Source organism: Bacteroides sp. HF-162, assembly GCF_015679285.1.
In the GTDB taxonomy this organism is placed as follows: Bacteria; Bacteroidota; Bacteroidia; order Bacteroidales; family Bacteroidaceae; genus Bacteroides; species Bacteroides uniformis.
This window is the reverse complement of the sequence record NZ_CP064937.1, coordinates 2880918-2902096: the sequence shown is the minus strand read 5'-3', so window position 1 is coordinate 2902096 and position 21179 is coordinate 2880918. Positions and strand designations below refer to the sequence as shown.

27 protein-coding genes are annotated in these 21179 nt (G+C 39.7%); 11 read left to right on the top strand and 16 right to left on the bottom strand.

What is annotated here, in order from left to right:
- From ITJ87_RS11995 to ITJ87_RS11950, 10 genes are all read left to right on the top strand, one after another.
- Positions 1–237, top strand: a complete 237-nt coding sequence (locus ITJ87_RS11995) for a hypothetical protein (protein WP_007846621.1) — start codon at positions 1–3, stop codon at positions 235–237.
- Complete coding sequence (locus ITJ87_RS11990; RefSeq protein WP_117696789.1) at positions 234–725, top strand: DNA N-6-adenine-methyltransferase; 492 nt, start codon at positions 234–236, stop codon at positions 723–725. Before ITJ87_RS11995 ends, ITJ87_RS11990 begins: the two co-directional genes overlap by 4 nt.
- Positions 725–1000 carry a hypothetical protein gene (locus ITJ87_RS18735; RefSeq protein WP_007846615.1) on the top strand — a complete coding sequence of 92 codons (276 nt, stop codon included), beginning with the start codon at positions 725–727 and terminating at the stop codon, positions 998–1000. The genes ITJ87_RS11990 and ITJ87_RS18735 overlap by 1 nt, the downstream gene beginning before the upstream one ends.
- Positions 1001–1186: 186 nt before the next feature.
- Complete coding sequence (locus ITJ87_RS11980; protein ID WP_007846611.1) at positions 1187–2452, top strand: RNA-splicing ligase RtcB; 1266 nt, start codon at positions 1187–1189, stop codon at positions 2450–2452.
- Positions 2449–2856 carry a hypothetical protein gene (locus ITJ87_RS11975; protein WP_005794352.1) on the top strand — a complete coding sequence of 136 codons (408 nt, stop codon included), beginning with the start codon at positions 2449–2451 and terminating at the stop codon, positions 2854–2856. Before ITJ87_RS11980 ends, ITJ87_RS11975 begins: the two co-directional genes overlap by 4 nt.
- Positions 2853–3368, top strand: coding sequence for a hypothetical protein (locus ITJ87_RS11970; RefSeq protein ID WP_004326731.1), 516 nt, complete (start codon positions 2853–2855; stop codon positions 3366–3368). Before ITJ87_RS11975 ends, ITJ87_RS11970 begins: the two co-directional genes overlap by 4 nt.
- Before the next feature lies 1 nt (position 3369).
- A complete protein-coding gene (locus tag ITJ87_RS11965) occupies positions 3370–3771 on the top strand; it encodes a hypothetical protein (RefSeq protein WP_005794355.1) in 402 nt (133 codons plus the stop codon).
- Positions 3755–4048: a MazG nucleotide pyrophosphohydrolase domain-containing protein gene (locus tag ITJ87_RS11960; protein WP_004326733.1), complete on the top strand. Its 294-nt coding sequence runs from the start codon at positions 3755–3757 to the stop codon at positions 4046–4048. Before ITJ87_RS11965 ends, ITJ87_RS11960 begins: the two co-directional genes overlap by 17 nt.
- A gap of 90 nt (positions 4049–4138) precedes the next feature.
- On the top strand, positions 4139–4804 hold the full coding sequence (locus tag ITJ87_RS11955) for a hypothetical protein (protein ID WP_004326734.1): 666 nt from the start codon (positions 4139–4141) through the stop codon (positions 4802–4804).
- 186 nt (positions 4805–4990) lie between these two features.
- The gene (locus ITJ87_RS11950) at positions 4991–5392 is read left to right on the top strand and encodes a DUF3127 domain-containing protein (protein WP_004326735.1); all 402 of its coding nucleotides are present in this window, start codon (positions 4991–4993) and stop codon (positions 5390–5392) included.
- Positions 5393–5433: 41 nt separating this feature from the next.
- Here ITJ87_RS11950 and ITJ87_RS11945 read toward each other — a convergent pair whose 3' ends face one another.
- From ITJ87_RS11945 to ITJ87_RS11875, 15 genes are all read right to left on the bottom strand, one after another.
- Positions 5434–5997, bottom strand: a complete 564-nt coding sequence (locus ITJ87_RS11945; protein ID WP_005794364.1) for a DUF6549 family protein — start codon at positions 5995–5997, stop codon at positions 5434–5436.
- On the bottom strand, positions 5994–6701 hold the full coding sequence (locus ITJ87_RS11940) for a hypothetical protein (RefSeq protein WP_117700607.1): 708 nt from the start codon (positions 6699–6701) through the stop codon (positions 5994–5996). Before ITJ87_RS11940 ends, ITJ87_RS11945 begins: the two co-directional genes overlap by 4 nt.
- A 28-nt stretch (positions 6702–6729) precedes the next feature.
- Positions 6730–7146, bottom strand: coding sequence for a hypothetical protein (locus ITJ87_RS11935; protein ID WP_005794367.1), 417 nt, complete (start codon positions 7144–7146; stop codon positions 6730–6732).
- The gene (locus ITJ87_RS11930; protein ID WP_005794369.1) at positions 7124–7591 is read right to left on the bottom strand and encodes a hypothetical protein; all 468 of its coding nucleotides are present in this window, start codon (positions 7589–7591) and stop codon (positions 7124–7126) included. Before ITJ87_RS11930 ends, ITJ87_RS11935 begins: the two co-directional genes overlap by 23 nt.
- 27 nt (positions 7592–7618) lie before the next feature.
- A complete protein-coding gene (locus ITJ87_RS11925) occupies positions 7619–7882 on the bottom strand; it encodes a hypothetical protein (RefSeq protein ID WP_004326738.1) in 264 nt (87 codons plus the stop codon).
- A 2-nt stretch (positions 7883–7884) separates the two neighbouring features.
- Positions 7885–9060: a hypothetical protein gene (locus ITJ87_RS11920; protein WP_004326739.1), complete on the bottom strand. Its 1176-nt coding sequence runs from the start codon at positions 9058–9060 to the stop codon at positions 7885–7887.
- Between the two features lie 6 nt (positions 9061–9066).
- On the bottom strand, positions 9067–9462 hold the full coding sequence (locus tag ITJ87_RS11915) for a hypothetical protein (protein ID WP_005794372.1): 396 nt from the start codon (positions 9460–9462) through the stop codon (positions 9067–9069).
- 21 nt (positions 9463–9483) lie between these two features.
- Positions 9484–9966 carry a hypothetical protein gene (locus ITJ87_RS11910; protein WP_224205385.1) on the bottom strand — a complete coding sequence of 161 codons (483 nt, stop codon included), beginning with the start codon at positions 9964–9966 and terminating at the stop codon, positions 9484–9486.
- A gap of 245 nt (positions 9967–10211) precedes the next feature.
- Positions 10212–11027 carry a hypothetical protein gene (locus ITJ87_RS11905; RefSeq protein WP_005794376.1) on the bottom strand — a complete coding sequence of 272 codons (816 nt, stop codon included), beginning with the start codon at positions 11025–11027 and terminating at the stop codon, positions 10212–10214.
- Between the two features lie 516 nt (positions 11028–11543).
- Positions 11544–12863 carry a hypothetical protein gene (locus tag ITJ87_RS11900; protein ID WP_196096239.1) on the bottom strand — a complete coding sequence of 440 codons (1320 nt, stop codon included), beginning with the start codon at positions 12861–12863 and terminating at the stop codon, positions 11544–11546.
- Positions 12864–12881: 18 nt separating this feature from the next.
- A complete protein-coding gene (locus ITJ87_RS11895) occupies positions 12882–13904 on the bottom strand; it encodes a hypothetical protein (protein ID WP_196096237.1) in 1023 nt (340 codons plus the stop codon).
- Complete coding sequence (locus ITJ87_RS11890) at positions 13888–14121, bottom strand: hypothetical protein (protein ID WP_196096235.1); 234 nt, start codon at positions 14119–14121, stop codon at positions 13888–13890. The genes ITJ87_RS11895 and ITJ87_RS11890 overlap by 17 nt, the downstream gene beginning before the upstream one ends.
- Position 14122: 1 nt before the next feature.
- On the bottom strand, positions 14123–15328 hold the full coding sequence (locus ITJ87_RS11885) for a hypothetical protein (RefSeq protein ID WP_117708019.1): 1206 nt from the start codon (positions 15326–15328) through the stop codon (positions 14123–14125).
- The gene (locus ITJ87_RS11880; RefSeq protein WP_005794390.1) at positions 15325–18195 is read right to left on the bottom strand and encodes a hypothetical protein; all 2871 of its coding nucleotides are present in this window, start codon (positions 18193–18195) and stop codon (positions 15325–15327) included. The genes ITJ87_RS11885 and ITJ87_RS11880 overlap by 4 nt, the downstream gene beginning before the upstream one ends.
- A gap of 4 nt (positions 18196–18199) precedes the next feature.
- A complete protein-coding gene (locus ITJ87_RS11875; protein ID WP_196096233.1) occupies positions 18200–18712 on the bottom strand; it encodes a hypothetical protein in 513 nt (170 codons plus the stop codon).
- 471 nt (positions 18713–19183) lie between these two features.
- Between ITJ87_RS11875 and ITJ87_RS11870 the strand changes: the two genes are divergently transcribed.
- The gene (locus ITJ87_RS11870; protein WP_196096231.1) at positions 19184–20674 is read left to right on the top strand and encodes a BACON domain-containing protein; all 1491 of its coding nucleotides are present in this window, start codon (positions 19184–19186) and stop codon (positions 20672–20674) included.
- A gap of 69 nt (positions 20675–20743) precedes the next feature.
- Here ITJ87_RS11870 and ITJ87_RS11865 read toward each other — a convergent pair whose 3' ends face one another.
- Entirely contained in the window at positions 20744–21175 is a 432-nt protein-coding gene (locus ITJ87_RS11865) for a hypothetical protein (RefSeq protein WP_004326765.1), read from the bottom strand.
- Positions 21176–21179 lie beyond the last annotated feature (4 nt).

The window sequence follows — 21179 nt, the reverse complement described above, 5'->3', positions numbered from 1 at the left end:
ATGAAATTAAACAAAAAGACAGAGCGACTTATTAAACGTAGAGCCGCTGAATTTAAAAAATTATATGAAACTCCTAATCCCGAAGTAGATAAAATTATTTCTGAATTGAGAGCAGAAGCAACGAAACGTCCACAGAACATGAGTAAGGAAGAAGAAATTGCTTATATTCTGAAAAAGGCTGATGAAAATTGCGATCATATAGAAATTCGTAAAATCCTAAATGTAAGTAATACATGAATACATCTTTTGAACGATCTGCAAACGCTTCCGATGAATGGTACACACCACGAGAAATCATTGAAGCATTAGGTGAATTTGACCTTGATCCATGTGCTCCCATGCACCCTCTTTGGCCTACCGCAAAAATCATGTACAACAAGCAGGACAATGGTCTTATACAAAATTGGGGGGGGCGAATTTGGCTTAACCCTCCGTACTCCAAACCGCTTATATGGCAGTTTGTAGAGAAATTGGCAGAACACGGCAACGGTATAGCACTACTTTTTAACCGGTGTGACAGCAATAAGTTTCAAGACATCATCTTCACGAAAGCAACCGGTATGATGTTTTTGAGGAATCGAATAAAATTCTTCCGTCCCGATGGAACACGTGGGGACAGCCCCGGTTGCGGTAGTGTTCTTATTGCATTTGGCCGGGAAAATGCCGAAATTTTAAGGAACTGCTCTTTACAAGGCAAATATGTTGAACTTAACAATGATAAATGATGAAAGTCTTATATTTACTCATGCTCATTGCCGGTCTTCTGTGGATCGGTGATTTCTCTATCACCTTAAAACCCTTTTCTGTATCTTTACCATGCTGGTATAAATCCGTTGGCATACTTCTATTTTGGCTGTCAATGACTATATATGTTTTAGGTGAGCATACCAAAGGCTATAAAGAAGGATTTGATACTGGAATTAAACAGTGCATTAAGATACTTGATAGAAATTGCCACTCTAAAGAAATAAATAATGATGAAACAGTACAGAATCAATAAAACGACTACCTTCGTAGAAGATAATTGCAGCGGAAACAGAGAGAAATACCTCCTTCTTGATTACAAAGTACAAGTTAAATTTGCAGGGATTTGGATAACAGTCAAGTCCTTTCATGATGAAGATGAAGAATACGCAAAGAACTGTGCGAATGAACTTCTTGAAAAACTTAACGAAAAGATTTGATTATGATTGAATTACAAGGAAAATTCGGCAAAGATTGTAAAATATTTACAAATGCAATAGAAAATGAAGCTATTGGAACGATACAAAACATTTTGAACAATCCGGTTACGACTGGTGTTCCGGTTCGTATTATGCCTGATACCCATCAGGGAGTAGATATAGTGATTGGATTCACCATGCCAGTTACAGATCGTGTCAACCCCAATCATATCGGAGTGGATATTGGTTGTGGAATGTTGTGTGTAGAAATTGAAAATGCAATAACAGAAGAGTCTTTCCCGGACATTAATCATGCAATCCGTTCCATCATACCTATGGGATTTGAGATTAACCAACAACCCTTATCCAAACAAGAAAAGGAAGATTTGTTTACCTTCTTATCTATCAGAATGGATCAGTTCTGCTCTAAATACCAACTAACCAAACCAGTTATTAATGAAGAATATGTATCACAACTTTGTAAGAAGGTGGGGATAAATGAAGGCACATTCTACAACTCTTTAGGTACATTGGGAGGTGGAAACCACTTTATAGAACTGGGGCGTGCCGAGTCAACCAATAATATATTTCTTACAATACATACCGGATCGCGCAACTTTGGTGTGAAGGTCTGTAAATACCATGCAGAAATAGCAAAATTTGATAAAAAGGCTTTTTCTAATGAAATTCAACGCTTGAAGTCCACTGTTGAGCCACAATTCATGCAAACTGAAATACTACGTTTGAAGGAAAAATTTGCCGAATATTCCGGGTATCTCACAAATGAAGCAATGCTCCACTATTTATGTGACATGGTGATCGCACAAGGATATGCCGCATTCAACCGCAAGTTGATTATACAGCGTATAATCAGAACTTTGAGCTGGAACGCTACAATATCCGTTGAGACAGTCCATAACTATATCAGCTTTGATGATATGATAATCCGTAAAGGGGCTATTGCCGCATACGCCAATGATTACGTTGTGATTCCTATGAATATGGCAGACGGTATTCTTCTTTGTCGTGGTAAGGGAAACAAAGACTGGAACTATTCTGCACCACATGGTGCAGGACGCTTATACTCCCGTTCCGAAGCTAAAGAAAGATTATCAATGGACGCATTCAAAACCCAAATGAGCAAAGTGTATTCCACTTCCGTATGTGAAGGGACATTGGATGAAAGTCCTATGGCATACAAAAATGTTCAGGAAATAAAAGAGCTTATAGAACCTACGGTAGAAATTATTGATACAATTGTGCCACTAATCAATATCAAAGCTGTATGATAGAAAAGACAGACTTCCCATATACTCTTGGCGGCTATGTTGAACAGCAAAATTATAAAGGTTTCGACATAGCCGTTTCCATTCGTAGATACAAAGGAATATCAGCTTATGTCATTTCCTCGGAGAAAAGGCTGATCCGTGAAGAATCTGCCACCTTTGCCGACAAAGAAGACATGTTCCGTTGGGGACGAGAAGCGGTTGACCGATATTTGGAACAGCAAGAACGTAGAAAAGAAGAAAATACGATCAAACGGGCAGACTATTATAAGAAGAAAGCTCGTGTGGCAGCATTGAAAGCCTTTAATGCCGCTATGTATTTCTCTGATATAAAGGACGGACTTTATGATAAGGCAAAAGGATTTTTTGAGTATGAACTGGATAAGGAACATGGAAAGATCAAATGAAAACACTTGATATTATACAAGGCTTTTGCGATCATGTTTTTCGTGATAAAAAAGGAAACCGCATCTTTCCCAATATTTTTGTCGGGAAATGGGAAGCTGACTTATTGGAAGTTACCCGGTCACGCCTGACTTATGAATATGAAGTAAAAGTAAGCAGATGTGATTTCCATAAGGATAAAAAGAAAAGTGATAAATATGGCAAGAACAAGTTTGATGTTGTCACTTCCGGCCAACGTACCAATTATTTTTATTATATAGTACCAAAAAGTTTGATAAAGCCCGATGAAGTCCCTGATTTTGCCGGGCTTATTTATGCTTATGAAGGATCAGTGCAATGTTATTCTCTTGAAAAGGGAAGGTATGCGGTAAAGAGAATTTTCTTTGAGGTAGTCAAGCCTGCCCAAAAAGTTTCTGACATGAAAGCGGATGATAATTTCATTCGTAAACTCGACTTATCCATGTACTATCGCTATCACCAAATGAGAAGAGATAATTACAAAAATAAGGAATAATATGGAATTAAGATTAGACCCTGAAATACCGGTCACACGGGTTGTCAACGGACATAATGTTTTCAATAAAGGCTATCACCACGGATTAAGAGGAAAAACCTATGAAGAATACTATGGCAAAGAGAGAGCTGTTGAAATAAGAAAAAGACACAGCGAGGCTTTGAAAGGACATAGATATTGGTCTAATGGAAACGCCCATGCCTTTGCGTGTATCGCAATCACTCCCGAAGGCAAATGGTATAGATTCGATTCAATAACCCAAGCCGCCCAAAAGCTAAATCTGAATTATGCCACAGTTCGCCGGTATATAAAACGAAAAATCAAGCCCCAAAATGGCTGGCAATGGTTTTTGGAGAAAGATAATAACTGGATAAAACATATTGATAATGGGAAAATTAAATGAGATCGCGCAGAAAGCTTATGAATGTGCCGTAAGACGTGGAAAGATTGATCCCGACAATGATAGCAACAACAATCTTCACCGCGATCTGCTTGAAGAAGTTGCCGAAGTCTTTGAGTGTACGGGTGAGAAATCTCCACATATTAAAGAGTATTTAGATGTAGAAGAAGAACTGGCAGATGTAATCATTGTTGCCCTAAGTACACTACATCATTTCAAATGTGACATTGATTCACTCATTGAAGCCAAAATGAATTATAATAAAAACAGAATGGATTGATATAGGAACCGGACAATTAATAAAGTTGATTGTTGAGACGTTTGTCCTTATCTTTGCACTACCATGTGTCTATAAAGATTTCATGAACTTATGGAAAGAAAAATAGGTGATATAAAAGACAAGAAGTTAAAAGCTGAAAATATCACACTGGCAGCAATATATAACATATTGTTCACCAATGACATAGTTTGTTCCTTAATTGTAGAAATGTTAAGTGAATTACGTAAATCAAGGCTTTGTCGTTTCCGCGTAAAGCAGCAAGGAAATAAACTGGAACAGTTGATGCTTCAATATGAAAAGAAAATCAATAAAATAGCTGGACACCGGGCTTTTTTCATGGCTGATGCTAACCAGTATATTGCAGATGAAGTACAACCTGATCTGCTTAAAATGGAATACTCCATTAAACTGGAATTTGACAAATGCCGGATTGAAAACAGTGCCTTACTTGCCAAAGTAGAACTTACAAGATGTATGGCAGAGCTTGCTTGTCTATCCCTTGACAAACGGATAGAAGAAGTCCGTCCATACAACAAAGAAGTAACCGGAATAACATATCTCCGGCTCACTGACACACTTAAAGTATTGGACGAACTTTCTGATATTTTATATAAGGGAGGGTATTGTGACCTCAATCAAAGTGATAATTGCAAAAGGGGGATGGCTATCATACAACGAAAACTTACTGATTGTGATATTATCAGCCGCGCAATCAATGAGTCAGACAAGTTAAATCCGGCTGGGGATGATGAATAAAAATGGCAAAATATCGTATAGGAATATCCGAGAATCTATTAGGAGACAAACGCTATCAGTGTCAGATTAAAAGATTTGGCATTTGGTGGAATGATGAAAGTTTCAGCACTAAAGAAAGAATGTTAGATTATGCCCGTAAACTTGAAAAGGCCGGGCATATAGTGTTTAACTATTTATAAGCGAACAATGAAATTAGAAGGAAAAATTATTGTGGCACAACCGATACAATCGGGTGTCTCAAAAAATGGTAACAACTGGCAAAGACAAGATTTCGTTTTGGAAATTCCCGGCCAATACCCTAAAAAAGTCGCTTTTTCAGTAATGAATAGCAATATTCAGAATTTTGGATTAGCAGTCGGGCAAGACGTTGATATTGAAATAGATATTAATGCGAATGAATGGCAAGGAAAATGGTTTAACTCCATTACTTGCTGGAAAGCAACACTCCGTAATCCAGGACAGCCTACCGCAGCGCAACAGCCCCAAACTTATTATCAGGGGGCATCATCCACCGCGGCACCCGTACAAACTGCCATACCTCAACCGCCAGTGGATTTTGGGGAACAAAAAGACGATTTGCCTTTCTAAAGAAAAAGGAGAAGGGAGCATTTCGGCTCCCTTCTTATTAATTAATGTTCCACCTTTACAATTTCATTATAAACGATTTTGCTTCGTGGGTTATGATTGACTATCGTTTGTTTATACCCCTTTGTCCCCCATCTCCACCATAGGAACCTGTGTTTATATATCCGGCTTATCGCACTTGAAAGACTGTCTCTCACTTCATAAGTAAATGTGCTGTCAGGAATATTTGCATAAAAATCCACCCATTTATCTGAATAATTGAAACAGCTGTCTTTCAGAACAAATACAATACTGTCTTTAGTGACAACTTTTGTGGTTGTGATATATTCGACTTCTTTTGGACGCAGATTCAATTCTTTTATTAGTTTTGCATCCGCACTCCGCAGCTCTTTCAATTCTTCTATGTTAAGCCGTAAAACATGGTTTTCAACCACATTTAGACTATCCCTAATCTTATATTCTTCAAGCCCAGTACAGAGACTTTTCATATTATCTGAAAGTCGGGCACTTTCCTTCTTCTCTTCCTGCCACAACCGGTACATCAAAAAGGTTGCCGCAAGGAGTAACACAAAGATTACTCCTATACCTATCTTCAATCTCATAATCAATCTGTATATACATTTTTACCAACTTCCGCAATAACTACCCATGCACCATTACAGAAACCATATATCTTACTGTCATTCTCCGGCATTTCAGGTATTGTATTAAGTTTTGTTTCATTGGCAGTGGCTTTACTAAGAGCTGTTTGAGCTGTACTTTTTGCAGCATCAGCCGTTGTTTGTGCGGTCACGGCCTTTCCATCAGTAACAGCCAACATTCCAGTCAGAGTTTTTTCATTGGTTACTCCTGCAAGGAAGGTTTCAATTTCATTGAAGGTGTCAATGGCCGTAGTCGCATCAACAGTACCAACCAATTCATCCAAAGCGGTCTTCACCGCATTTATGGACTGTTCCAGTTGGGACTCTGCCAGTTGAGCACGTCCGCTTTCTGCTAAAATATCCGATTTGCTCGCACTGCTGCTACCATCAGAACTTTCCAAAAATGAAGATGAAATAGGAAGTTCATTACATCCTACCATAACATATTGTCCGGCTATCAACCCGTCGACATTCATATCACAGAACTCTCCAACCCCAAGTGCTGTTTTGTAAGGTACATAATCCTTTCCATTAGAACTTTTGTACACAACAACTCTGTTGTTTGCTGCATCTCCAAAATTGATGCTAATAGCAAATTTCCCAGTAGATAACTGTATAGGTTGGCTTTCGTACCAATCCTCTTCTTTAAGAGTAAAATTCAAGTTTGCCATATCTTCTATGTGTTTATATGTTTGTTTCCTATATCAACTCCCAACCTTTCCTTACCTCATCCATGTTTGCAGGAACACCATTCTCAACATAACTCATTGCAGCCACCACCGCAATAAGTTGTTCCCGGTTGTTTCTGTTCAGAATTGTATGACGAGATATGCCTGAACGCTTTTCGACTGTGGCAATATACACTTCAGTATTGTTCTCACATGGCGGTGCCCATCGCATAATAACATCTTCAAGTTCATTGGCCGTGCCGTCTTTGTCAGTATCATACTTATTAAGAATATAAGTTTGAAGAGTTTTAAAAGCAGCACGATAACCGTATGCCATAGTTTTAAACTGAAAGAAACTTTTATCTGTCTGTGTTGCAGACAACCCCTGCCATTTCGTATTATTTCTCCGTATATTTAACGGATTATTATTCCGTAGTCCCCGTGTCATTTTTATCCTCCTTTTCTTTTTGTGTTTCAAACAATATTTGTGCGGCCAGTCGTGCTATATCGTCCTTATTCTCAATGATTATACTCATGGTCTTTTCCGCTTTCCGAAGCTCGGCCTTTTCCCATGATTTCTCACGTACCGATTTGAACTCACAGAAAACGCAATAAACCGCCCATAACATAGCGAATACTGGAAATGGAATGACGATGCAACATATAAGGTCAATCATAACCAGTGTCAGAAACGGATTAAAATATTTCTTCGCTTTTGTCGCTGTCATTTTGTACTTCTTCGAGGTACGAAGTTCCCCACGCTGTTTGGCCTTCTGAATCCCCGAAATAAAATCTATCCCCATTGCGATTATGATAGCTGTCATACTTACCGCTATCAAAACCAAATGTAAAAACAAATGGTCGTGAATGAATGTTTCAATAATGTCGTTCATATCCTTTTGTGTTTGCGTTTATTATTTTTATTCCAATAGTAATTTGTTGATAGCATCAATAAAGGCTGGGGAACATAAACTTGCGTATTCCTTAATCATATTACACTCTTCATCGTTATACTCAATTTCTCCATTGGAGTTGAATATTTTAAATGCGAGGGCATGAGCCTCTATTCCCCTGCCAAGTTGATAAATGATATTGGCAAAATCCTTCTTGTAGTTCTCAACGGAACATCTCGTCTTATCAATATCAACAAATATCTCAATTCTTTCAAAATTTATCCTTTTCATAATCACTTCCAATCATTATCATTTGAAGCACCGAACATCAGTCCTCTTCCCAACCAGTCAGAGTTCGGTGACGGATACATAAAATCCACCAACTGCATACAATGGTGCATGGAACCGCCATTCAATGTTTGCTTTGTTCCATTCGCATATATCTGAACATTATTATAATTGTCATTTGCATTAACCACGAATATCCTTTGGGTGACGGCAAGACTCAAAAGATAACGGTAGGTTACATTCGATGTTATTCTAAATATAACCGTATCAACTGGAAAACCCGAAGTTTCACCGTTATAATCGTATCTTGGCGAATAGCAAGGAACTGTATAATAAGTTTCGTTAGCAGAGGAAGTCCCGGAAGTCAAAGGTATATAAGTACCGGTTTTATCAGCACCTTTTGTGTACACATAGGCATAGGAGCCGTAAACTACCATAATGCTTCTTTCCCTTGCGCCAAACACGCCTCTACACCATAAGTCAGAAGTGTAGAAACGTAATGACCGGTTATCCTTAGTACCTTGATGATACATATCACCATCAAACCACATTCTTCCATCACTTCCAAAGCTGATTCCTCCAACCGCATCACCAGCAGCATTCACGCAATTCAACCTTGTAAAAGAGCCTGATACACCTTTCAATGTACCTTCAAAAGTGCTGTCACCTGAAATAACCGCACCAGCCGCATAGAGTTTCCCTGCTATACTCACCTTATATGGCGCATCAGTCGGTGTTGTAGCTCCAACCCATAACGGATAGTCACCACCAACAAGACCTGCTGCAACCGTTTTATTATCGCCCTTCATTATCAAAAGCTGATTACCCTGCATGAACCGTAGAATAGCATTTTGAGCCATGATAAGCGGAGTGTACACTGGCACCAAAGAATTAAACTTCTGCCAATAAGTTGTATTTGTCACCGGAATGGAATCACTGGACGTATGAGTTTTCAGACATTTATACGCATTAAACGTATTAGCACCGGTAGTCACAATTGCAATATCCAAGTACCGGGTACCGGAAGTCAAAGCCTCGTCATTGCGATACTCTATGCCTTTAGCCCATTCGGATTGCCGGAGAATACAGCCTTGCAGCCCGTTTTTCCCCGGTTCCCCATTAGTACCGTCAATTCCATTTTTGGCCTTTCTTCGTATTAATATATGCCCTTGCGCCTCCATACCGGATTACTTCAATTTTGCTAATACTTCTTTTGCGATCTCCTTAGCCTTGATACGATAACTCTGATAATCAGTGTATTCTTTCAGATATTCGGCACGCTTACCTTCGTCAAGTTCCGAAGCCATATCACGTGCCATTTCCAAGTTGGCGAAAATGGCATCACGTTTATTCGCATCATAACGTTCCATGATAATGGCACTTACAATACTGTCATAATCATGTTCCCCTTCAACATCCACGTTTTCACAGACATACTGGTCTTCAACCACCACATCTTCCGAACCGGCCTTTTGAACAGCTTCTCTTCTCTCAAAGTCGAAGTAAATGCGTAGCAACGCACCTTCAACTACAAATTCAATACCAGTCGGCAGTTCTCCTACAAGAGTTCCATAACTTTTCATAAATTACCTCCATTTTTATAATTATTCTTCAAAATAATAAGCACTCTTCCCGTCACCTAACGAACGCCGCTTGACAATCACATTTTCCACTGGAAAAATCTTCTGACCGTTATTCTCCGCTTCGCGAGCCTGATCCAACACATCTTTCAGATTGTAACAGTTCGTTATGAATTTGCTACGTTGTCCGTTCTGTTCAAAAAGAACACAATATCTACCTTCACCTTGCTTTGTCTTCACATTCGTTTCAAAGTCCACCACTGTTATAGGGACATTGAGAATATCCATCAATCTTGTCTCTTTTACATCGAAGAACTTCTTTCCGTCCTTTGTTCTACCACTCTGTTTGATACCTTTATCTGCAAAACTCATATCATTATTTGTTATTGTTCTCCATAAATTCTTACAATCTCCCCACTTACACCAGCCCCAGTATGAAGCTCGTATCTCGCGGTTACGTTTCCGGCTTTTTATTCGTTTCACCTTTCGGGCAAAGTTCTTTTTCATATTTTTACGCATCCGAACATTATCTTTCGTGAAGCAATAGCCCAAAAAGTTAATCCTTCTTCCTCTTACTACGTTTTCGCTTTCTATGCTTTTTGTTCCCATTTTTTGTTTCTGTTCCTATCGGAGCAATACAACTGTTTGCTTTAACTACCAACCCAACTTTTGCACTTTCCCGTTCATACGCACGAATAAGAAACAACGCTTCGGCCTTAGAACGAGCCAGCATAACATTATCATCGCAATATCTATGCAGGCATTTGACACGATATTTCTCCTTCATTGTATGATCTATCCGGCTTGCCGCAAAATTCCCGATAGGTTGGCTTGTAAATGCTCCAATCGGAACACCTCTTCTTCCGTTCAACTTCATTCTCCAATACGTCAACTAACTCTGTTCCGCTGTCATACGATAAAACAGCTATCTCGATCAATTTAATAAATCGTTCATCTTTGAATTTCCTTCTCAATGCAGCAACAATAAGCTCATGAAGAATACTTTGATAGAACTTTTTGAAATCAGTCTTTACGAACCATTTGTATTCCGGGTACCGGTGAAGAAAACGTTTCATTCTCCTTACTCCAAAATGTAATCCCTTTCCCTTGATACACGCACTTGTATCATAAATCAAATTTCTATAAACATCTTCTTCAATCACCCTCATAATTGCATGGTGCAATATACGCCACGGGAAATATTTCTGTTTGACAATATCTCGAACCTTTCCTGCATCACTTTTTACTCTCATTACGCTATAATCCGGTGCCGGAAAATCCAATGTCAGGATCATCAACTGCAAAGCTCGGAGGTCTTCTTCCGGGTGTAGATTATGCCGCCTGATAAAGCGGTTTTTCTTAACCTTCCCATCTTGTGCTTCTTTGTCCGCTTCACGTAAATTATTTATCTCTGCTATACGTTCAAGAATATACCCGGCTCTTTTAGATTTCTTTCCACCGTTTGCTTCTATCCGTTTATTGTCAGCCTCTATCCTTTCCGCTATAATTCTATCAATTTCATTATGCGATAGACTCTTCCAATCAATATCACTTCTTCCAATATTCACTGCTGCTTTGTTTTAAAATTTACACCATACTTCCAATTTTGTCTTGTTCAGACTATTTTAATTATTCCGATAACTGCAAGCTGTTTTTACTTGCTTGAATAATTCGCCCGGAGCTTTCGAGAACCAACCTACTAACACCGCTTGTTGCCTTTCGCAAATTGGGCAACCTTTCCGCATTCTTGATTTTCTGACATCGTAACCAATTGATTACTACGTTGCAACGATATAAATCCTGCAAGGTCATGGCTCGGAGAACTCGCAGATTACTCTACGATAAATAAGTATGGCGAGAGCCGATATTCGCATTCGAGTTCGACCAATCGTTATTCGAGTTCGCATAAGCGAGGCCGCAATTCGCACCGTTATTCGCATTACCGCCCCAAAGAACCAGCTCTTGTTCCCCTCTGCCAACCGTCCACGCCTTTCGGCTTTCGTCCCGTTATCCGTTGCCGTAAAACGAGAAGGTGGACGGGTTTTAATTAATTGAAATTCAAAGAACTAATATTTCAAAATCTATTATGCAGCCATCAAAGATGCACCGCTAACAAATGTTAAATTCCCAAAATACGCAAGGCGAGAGCCGATACCCGCAAGCGAGTTCGACCAACCGATATCCGAGCTCGCACAAGCGAGGCCGCAATTCGCACCGACATTCGCAGTACCGCCCCACAGAACCAGCTGCCCAGTAGTGTTTGCCCATGAATAATCAGCCCAATAAGAAGTGCTGTTTCCACCAATCTTTTTCGGGAAAATATCAAAATGCTCCCCAAGAATTATTTCCTGCACTTGACCGGAAGCTGTCTGACGGGTAGCTTGTCTGTATTCACCATTTGGATGCGCAGCTAATTCAGCAGTAGTCGGTAAACGGTTTCCTTTGTAAATGAAAATTTCCGTTCCACTTTGAGCACTATTGTTGGAACTACCGCAAAATACTCCTTGCAGAAATTCCCACTGCCACCCATAAGGATCTTCTATACCCATCATGTTCACCCGTGAACAATCCACTCCAGTATTACTTCCATTCACCACAGAAATAGCTATTTTGCCCCAATTGTCACCGAGACTCTTTGTTGCGCCAGTTTGCAATGCTGCCGCAGCAGCCCACAAGTCTTTACTGGAGCTACCACCCACACCATAACCAAGTTTGGCTTGAATATTGGTATCTCCGTACTGGGACAGCCCCAACATCATAATAAGCTTTCTCTGATCGTAATCGGTCAGTCCCCATTCCTTACCGTTCACTTGTGCAGCATTCCAAAATGCGTTGATTGTCTTGCTGCCTGCCGGTGCAACTCCTGAACGTGAGACAAGTGCACTACCTGACATGGAGCCTTTATATGCCCCAATACAATTATACATTCCACCGTTTGCCCCACCAATAAACTCACCGCCAATAGGTAGCATCGAGAGCCATAAGACTGGTAAACCACTCACACTGTCAGTCTGTACACGATAATACAAACGTGGCCCTATCCACATCACGTGCCCTTTGGTTTCATCTACCGCAGTACCATCAGCAAACACCGCACTATTGGTAGGGGACATTTTAGCTGCCCTTCCATCATTCGTTACGAGATAACGGCCACAATACAACTTGTATTCCGTCCATGCAGCAGTATTACCTATAACACCATAGTTTGTGCTACTTTGGGTTGATTGTTTGATTGGAATCCCCCAAGCCACCTGCCTCAACATTTGTTCATCGCCATTATTGATAGCGTTCATGAAGTTTTCTACGGTAATGCGTCTAACACTACCACCAACTTCTACCAGCACTGTATTGGAGCGCAGAATGGAAGTCACCAATGTTTCATTTCCTAATCCTTTAGTTGCCATAATATTATCTTGTTTTTGTTAATTAAATTTACATTCTGCCAAAACATCAACATCATATTGAGTCCCGTTCCTATCAGTTTCCGTTGTTGTCACAGATATGGAATTTATTGTAGAATGCTTCAAACTCTTCCAGTTTTCCTTATCCATCACATCCATAGTCCACGATGCGGAAGTAGGAGTATAAGTTGATCCAGTAGTCATATTTACAATCTTGGCACTTACAGTAACGGGCTGTCCGGTATCAACCTCTTTGTTAGAAGAAGTTATATAACACACAATCTGAAATTCATCTGCCGTGTCAACAATGCGTACCCCGGCACGTGCTATCGGTTGTGAAGCACCTGAAGACTGATAAACTTCCGCTATGAACAACTGGGTACCATCCACATCACCACGAGTAACAGTTATACTCTTTTGCCCGTTCTTATCAGCCCAAGCCGTCGTGTCCTTATACCATTTTACATAGTAATCGGTAATCGCATTGGCACTAGCATACAATTTTGTAGTCAATGTGCAACTTGTCACTTGGCTTGTCAGCTGTTCAGTACTCGCAAGAATGGCAAGATAGTAAGAGCTGGCTCCCATATTCTGAATGGCAATAGGCAGTTCCCCGGTCAAATTATACTCAACACCTGCCGTAGAAGCGACACATGAATAAGTCAATGTATCTCCCGCAATATTCGTTTTGCTCGCCAAGTTTCCGATAATTTTAATGGCACCGGTACTGGTATTCAAAGAGAATTTGCCCGTACTGTCTTTTTTCCAACCTCCACTTTCCGTGCCGTTAAAATTTAAAGCCACTCCATTGTAAGCCCAACTATGGCGCGACAAACTGACCGCCAACCCACGCGCTGAAGTCACTTTGGGTGTCCGTACCGGCTGATTCGCAGCTATACTCCAATCAGGAGAGACAGCCCCACTTGCTTCATCTACGGCCTGAAACAATGGAATGCCATTATTTTCAAAAGTCAGCATCAAACTGTCATTGGAACGAAGACGTTTGATTGTGATGCTATTTTGGGCACTATAATTTTCTGCCATATTCCCAACCTCCTTCTGATATAATTTTATTCATGCTTGTATTAGTATAAACAATACCGTCCAACAACAGTATTCTATCTTCCAGTTCTCCATCAAGAGAAGGCAGACACATTACCTCCTTTTCATTCAAGACAATGGATTCTCCCTTTACTAAGTGCCCCAACAACAGAACCCCGGCATCCAAAGCCTTTTCCTTATTTGCTACAACATACCTCATGTCAATTATTTATATATATGTTCCCGTTACTGTCCGTATATTCATTTGTTCCATCTGTTAATACAGAGAAAGCCTTTTTCTGCTCGGCCTTAATGTACACATCCAACCAATCATCAAGATAAGTTTCACCAATACCGGTTCCATCCAACATTATCACAGTTTTTTCTCCTTCCTGCCATTGTACCCCGGTCTTATTTGCACTATCCGTAAACCATACCATGCGGATAATCGGTGCCGGTATCGGCACAATTTCGCCATTCCACTGTACCATAGCTATATTCCTGTGCAGGATTTCATCAGGATTGATGGAAGCCTGACTTGCCGGTATGCACGTAAATTTGGGATAAACACGATTGACGGAGAATTGCTGTCTTGCAACCTCCTTTCCACCAACCTTCACCAACAGCAAATAATCCCCTTTCTCGATCAAACGCAAATCCATTGTCAGACTGGTTAAAGACAAAGCCACAATTTCGTGATTTGCAGTAGTCATCCTCGTTTGACTGGATATGCTGTTTACCTGATAAAGTTCAATCGTATATCCGGTAGTTATTTTATTCACTCCCTTTGTTACCATAAGTGGAATGGTGCGCTCGTATGAATTTTCATCCAAAGCCGCATTCCTATTGGCCGTAGATGCGGAAATCAATTTGTTGGCTACCTTGTAATCATACAACAAGAGTTTGTCAAGAAATGGATTGTACTGGATTATCTGACTATCCCCAATAGACAAACCGTAGGTATCTTCACTCTTATCTACCGTTGTCAATATGATAGGGTCAGTCTTAATGGGAATATTCACCCCAAGCCGGGTATCAGCTATCAGACCCTCAAAATGCAACTCAAAACTTTCACCCGGAGCCACATTTCTGCTTATGGTAATGGCACCGCGTGTATCTCCAACCGTATCTATACTGTACTTCCCATTCCATGAACTGATTGCAGAAATATTCTCTCCATTAGCAAACCAGTTCATTTCTGCCAACAAAGAATTAACATAAGGCATATCCCAGCTACCGTCAGCGGCATTCGCTATGACTTCCGGTAAAATCACCAGCGGAGTAACCCCACGGTCAGGATCATATTCATTTGCCACCGGATTATAGACCTGATTGGCCGGACTGTTCGGTGTCATTATCTTCAAGCTTACTGCAATCGTAAGCGGTTGAAACTCTTTTCTGATTCTTTTCTTTTCACTCTCTATCATATCGTCACAATTGCTTCTACTGATGCAGTATCATTTGTTGCCGTTATGGTAAACAAGGTACTTACCACTGTTACTGAATTATTTCCTAAATCACTAATTTCCTTTGTGTTATGTATCGTTATTGAACCGTTGAAATCTTTATGCTTGATATTCCAAGCTTCATCATCGGCGGTATCTCCACTATCCCTTCGGATAGCCCATTGTCTAACTGTGTCTGTAATATCCTCCCAACCTTTAAAGACCTTGCAAGTAATTTCCATTGATTCACCATAAGCAAGAAAATTGTCACCTTGCGTATCAATCTCAATGCGTACTGGTGCATCTATCTGTAACTGTTCGATTGTGCCGGTCATATAAATGTTATTCAGATAAGCGGAATAACCGGTCATATCCAACCCGAAGATGTTGAGATTGCTCAAATCCCCATCCTGCATTGCAACCATACTCTTTGTAAACTCCCAGTCATTTACCCCTACCAAGAAACGGCGGTATGTCCTCGTCTCATAAGCGGAAGTCTGGCGTTCCTTGTTTGTAAAGTTGCCATAAGCGACAAAATGCAAAGCCTCACACGGATGGAAAGAATATTGCCAACGATCAGAAACACCACGAAGCACATAGCGAAACCTTTTGTTTGTTCCGGCATCCAATATTTCTGTAATACGAAAATAGATTGTACAGAAACCGGCAAACATACGGTTGCCACGGCTATCATCTATATCAGATACCGCATTATTCCCCGGCGTTTCATAGTCATGGAAATACCCCATGCAAATATCATCCACAGCCACAGCACCTATTTCACCGTCTTGTAATTTCAAACTTATTGTCCCGGAACGTAGCAAGTTACCATCAGCATCATAATCAGGCTCAACACTCTCTATAATTCCAGCACCGGGAGAACGCCATTTGTCACCAAGCACAATTTCAGCACGGTTAAAACGCAATTCCGGCACCTCTAAAAACCTGCGTAACGTGAGGCTTTCCATATACCCACGTCCCATGCTGTCTATTTTCGCCCCAAAGCCGGTCAAACCCTCTGCAAAACCGCTTGCACCAAAGATAGCACCGGCTAAGAAGCCGATAAGCCCAGCTGCCGTATCATTGTGGGTGCGCGAAAGAAAAAGCTGATTGCCCAGTGAACGGATGATAGACTGTATCTGTTGGGTATTCAAGCCACCGGTTCCCTGCCCACCACCTGCAATAGAGTCTATCTGATTTTGGATTTTTTCAAGCGATCCAACAGCCTTTTCCTCCCGAAGTGTCATAGTGTACTTCGGTATCATATTTTCTCCCTCTTTGATAATAAGGGTATCAATAATGATGCTGCCTTCAATACCAAGATCGCTATCAGTGAATAGCATCAAGTCCCCTTCTTTCAAAGTATCATGTATGCTTGCTTCCCCCCTTGCAACAGCCTCATCATGTTGGCGTGCCATGAAAATATCATCCACCTTCGGTTCATACGAATAGCGCACATAGTCATTCTTTGCAAGATATTTTTTCGCGGTAGCAAGCAACCGTTGTGAAGCAGCCTGAATATAAACGTCCGGCATATCAATATAAAGCAGGACAAACTTGTCACCGGACTTTATATTGTAATCCTTGTATGGGAAATATAATTTCAGACTTTCATCATATACACGGTTACAAGTCAGCACATATTTATTGCCCTTCTTCTCACATTTGGTTATTTCAAAATCCCGGCCACCACACATGCCGTTTTTCATGCTAATGGTGGCTGTTTCAGAAGTCAGGTAATCGTTTATATTGAAACCAACATCTTTTAGCGTTATTGTAAAAGGTGGGACATCTTCACCTTCTTTCAGGCTATCCATTGTACCATCATCTGTCAGTTGTTCGGCATCAGCCACTTCGTCAAGATTGCCATTATCCCCGGCATCCAACGATACATAAATACCTGCATCTTTCAACTGTTCGGCGGTCATACCTTCCATTGAAGGACATATTTCTTCCAAATCACCGGTACCGTCAAAATAAACACTCCCTTCCCGAATGCCAAGCACAGCAATATTCTTGCTGTCAATATATGGATCAAGCGTTGTCTTAGGAAAATCAGGTAACATCAGATTTTCCACGGCCATGTTATTCGGCAAATAATTGGTAAGAGAACTGTTTGAGAGCTTATTATAATACCGGTTAGGCATATTTCTTGTACTACCGTATGCACGCAATCGCGTAATAATCTGTTGATCCGCATCGGCTGTACGTTGAATTTCGTACAAACCGTTTCCACGTCCATACTTGAAAATATTGCCCACAGCAATACCGGCAGTACCGATTGTTATTGTTCGGCCACGAATAACAAAGTTCGCACCAAATTTTGAATTGAGCAACTCCAATGCACCCCATACCTTTATATTGTTCACATCAATGTTTACATTGGTAGTGCTCACATATTCAGGGTGTACGACAACCGTCCATTTTTGTGCTCCGGTATATATACGGTCAAGATTTACTTGAACACGGTCTGCCAAATCTTGTATAGACGAAGCAAAGAAACTGAACTTTGGCAAAGAAGTGAAGTGTATCTGATTATCACTTTTCACATAATCAAGAAAATCACATCGCGTCAATTCATCTCCCGGCCAGTTAAACTTTATGTTATCATAAACAAACGCTTCTCCCGAAGTTTTTCTTGCCGCCTTTTTTAATGCCGTAGGATCATAGTTTATCTCAAACTTCTCGCCACGGTACATAACATAGTCACCTATCTCAAAAAGAATGGGCACGGCACTTTTCAGAGTGCTTGTCACAAAACATGCACCCATCCATGTACCATTATACTCCAAACTTTTCAGCGTACAACGTACCGTATTGCCAGTTTTATCATAAACCTTCCATGCCATACAGCTATACTTTTTCAACCAATGCAACTATCTTTGTCGGTTCCGCAACACTATACGAGGGGATTATTTGAGTTCGAGGATCAGTTACTCTAAATTTTACCGGGAAGGTCAAGACTTCATCCATATTGGACTTGTTAAATTCAAAATCTCCAACCTCCAGTAAGTAAAGTCCTTGTCGCCCGATACCCGTGTGCGAGTTATACATTTTCAAGGTGGCACCGTCACCATTCTCCCCCGTGAGATAGTTTTGAAAGGCCATAATTTTATCGTATGCAGTACCCAAATCCCCCTTATAACACATCTCGGCTTCCAAGTCGTATGCCTTTAATAGCAGCTTATCGGGTATGTAAGTATCTTCACCGTCTTCATCCGGCCAATCCCGTTTGGGTAAATCTTTCGTTTCCCCACCCGGCTTGAACGGAAATTCAGTGCACACAATTCCAAAATGCGCCAAGCTGTCTTTGACCGGAGCATTCTCGGTAGTTTTCTGCATCAAAATAGAATACGGTTCGTTCATATACACATATAAAAAAAGAGCTTGCCGCAGAGATATTTAGTCTCCACAACAAGCTCTATGGCCTTATACTTTAATCTTATTTCAACGCAAATATAATTGTATTTTCTATATAATCATAGAAAATAATACCATAAAAGTATTTTTTAGTAGATTATTATACTCAACCCCTAACTTGCTTCCACGTGTATGTTGAAAAACATAAAAAATATCATTAATTAATACACTTATTATTAATACTTTTGTCTATAATTATAAAAGAGGTTATTATATGTTAGGAGTTTTAGTTTGGTTAGTAGTAATCCTACTGATTTGTTTCAGTGTGTTAGGGTGGCACTGGGCTATTATTGAAGTAATATTACTCCCCTTATTTGCGTTGTTCCTAATTATATACGTTGACTTTCCTGAAAACCGTTTTGATACTAAAAGATTTAAGAGTGATATAAAATATTTATCAAACAAATTATACAAGAAATGAAAAAAGTCCTATTTACACTTATATGCGTAATGATATTCGCCGCATGTTCATCAGAAGATGAAGAGAAATATACAACAATTGACGAAAACAGTCTTGAATTTGATAGTAATGGTGGCAGTCAAACAATTTCAATATCCTCAAACACAAACTGGTATATTGATGATAATCCATTTGAATGGATAACTGTATCATCATCCAAAGAAGGTAGTGGGAACGCACAAGTGACAATTTCTGTTGCAACCAATCCTGATTATGACAAAAGAACTGGATTTATACTAATAACATCTGACGGCTTTCTTGAACCGATACAAATAAATATATCACAATCCCAAAAGGATGCTATTTTAATTCCTGAACAAAACTCTACTTTTGGCTGGAAAGGTGGTACCAAAGAATTTACCTACAAATCCAATGTCAATATGGAAATTGTTATTCCTGAAACAATGAACTGGGTTCATGCCGCAAAAACAAGAACTTTATCCAATGGAAAGATAACGATCACTGTGGATGAAAACTCTTCCTTACAGCGGCAAGGTACAATCACTTTGAAGGGAGATAATATTTCAAAAGATTTCACTATTACGCAAGAAGGTTTCATCCCAATGCAATCAGTTTCATTCCAAGAAGGAACAAACCTATTTTTTGATAGAAATGCCAATCTTGCATTACATCCCGTATTTATACCTGCAAACAGTTCAGATCAGACTTTGGAATGGACTTCATCAGATAGTGATATTATTGAAGTAGATCAGAATGGTGTACTCAATATTAAAACTAACGGTACAAGCATAATTTCAGCATATAACAATAGGGCAGATAAAACCGCAATAGCTTATATTACTGCCAAAATAAAGGCAGAAAGTATTCAGTTATACAATGTATGGGGAGGAAACTTATCAGCTTCTTGTTTTGAGGGGAACTGGGGGTATTCATTCATCCCACAGATTGTAGTAGAACCTGCAAATGCTTATATAAAAGATTTAGTGCTCACATCTGAAAATGAAAACTTGGTTTCCATTGCTGGCAGTACAGTTATATGTAATAGTCAAGGCCGAACCGGGCAAACTCGAATTACAGCCAACCTTCCTTATAGCGGAATATCTTCTTCATTCGATATAAATGTACAATGTTGTTATTTAAAGGCAGGCTTGGGAACAATTGAACAAAATGAAAATAAATTTCTTATCAATTTTGCCGGGCAAATATATTCCAATAACAGAAATGAGAAGTTTAAGATTGAGGGAATTAGCATCACAGATGAAAACAATCAACTAATAACTACTACTAATAGCTTCGATTCTAATAATACTGATAGAGTGCGTTGGCAATCAAATCAAATAAATTTAAGAGATTACGGAATATACGTCATAGACAATGTTTTTTATGAAACGCTTTCTAAATGGAATGCAATAGTTACATACAGATATAATGATTCAGAAAATATTATATCCGAAAGTGTCAAGATTGACGCAACAACAAGTTATTAATCCAATTGGGCTGGCTCCGAAGTCAGCCCAATTTATTTTGTGCATTTTGCCACTCTTAGCCAAAAGTATTCAGCTTTCGAGATATTTGTTAAGCGCATCTCTCAATTTACGAATTTCATCATTTGAAGATACTATTTCGGATATTTCATCTTCACATGCGCAATCGCACATTGAAATAAGCATACCTTTTATGCCACCTCCCTTTTCTATTTTAGCATCTTTTGAGAACATTTCTATCGGGAGAAACTCGACTACCCCTCCGCTGTCAAAACTTACCGAAGCCGCAGCGTTTTTCTTTTCCCATTCCTCCACCTCACTACATGACATATAAGCCGTTTGACAATTTTCTAATTCTGGCTTCTTTTGCTCTATCATATCTAAATAGAACTGTATAGCCATTAAACCTTTCTCTGTTACCGTATTGTCTTTTGCAATAAGACCATTTACTTTGAATGTTTCTACAACGCATTCTTTGTTGCTCATAAATTCTACTAATTCCATATTG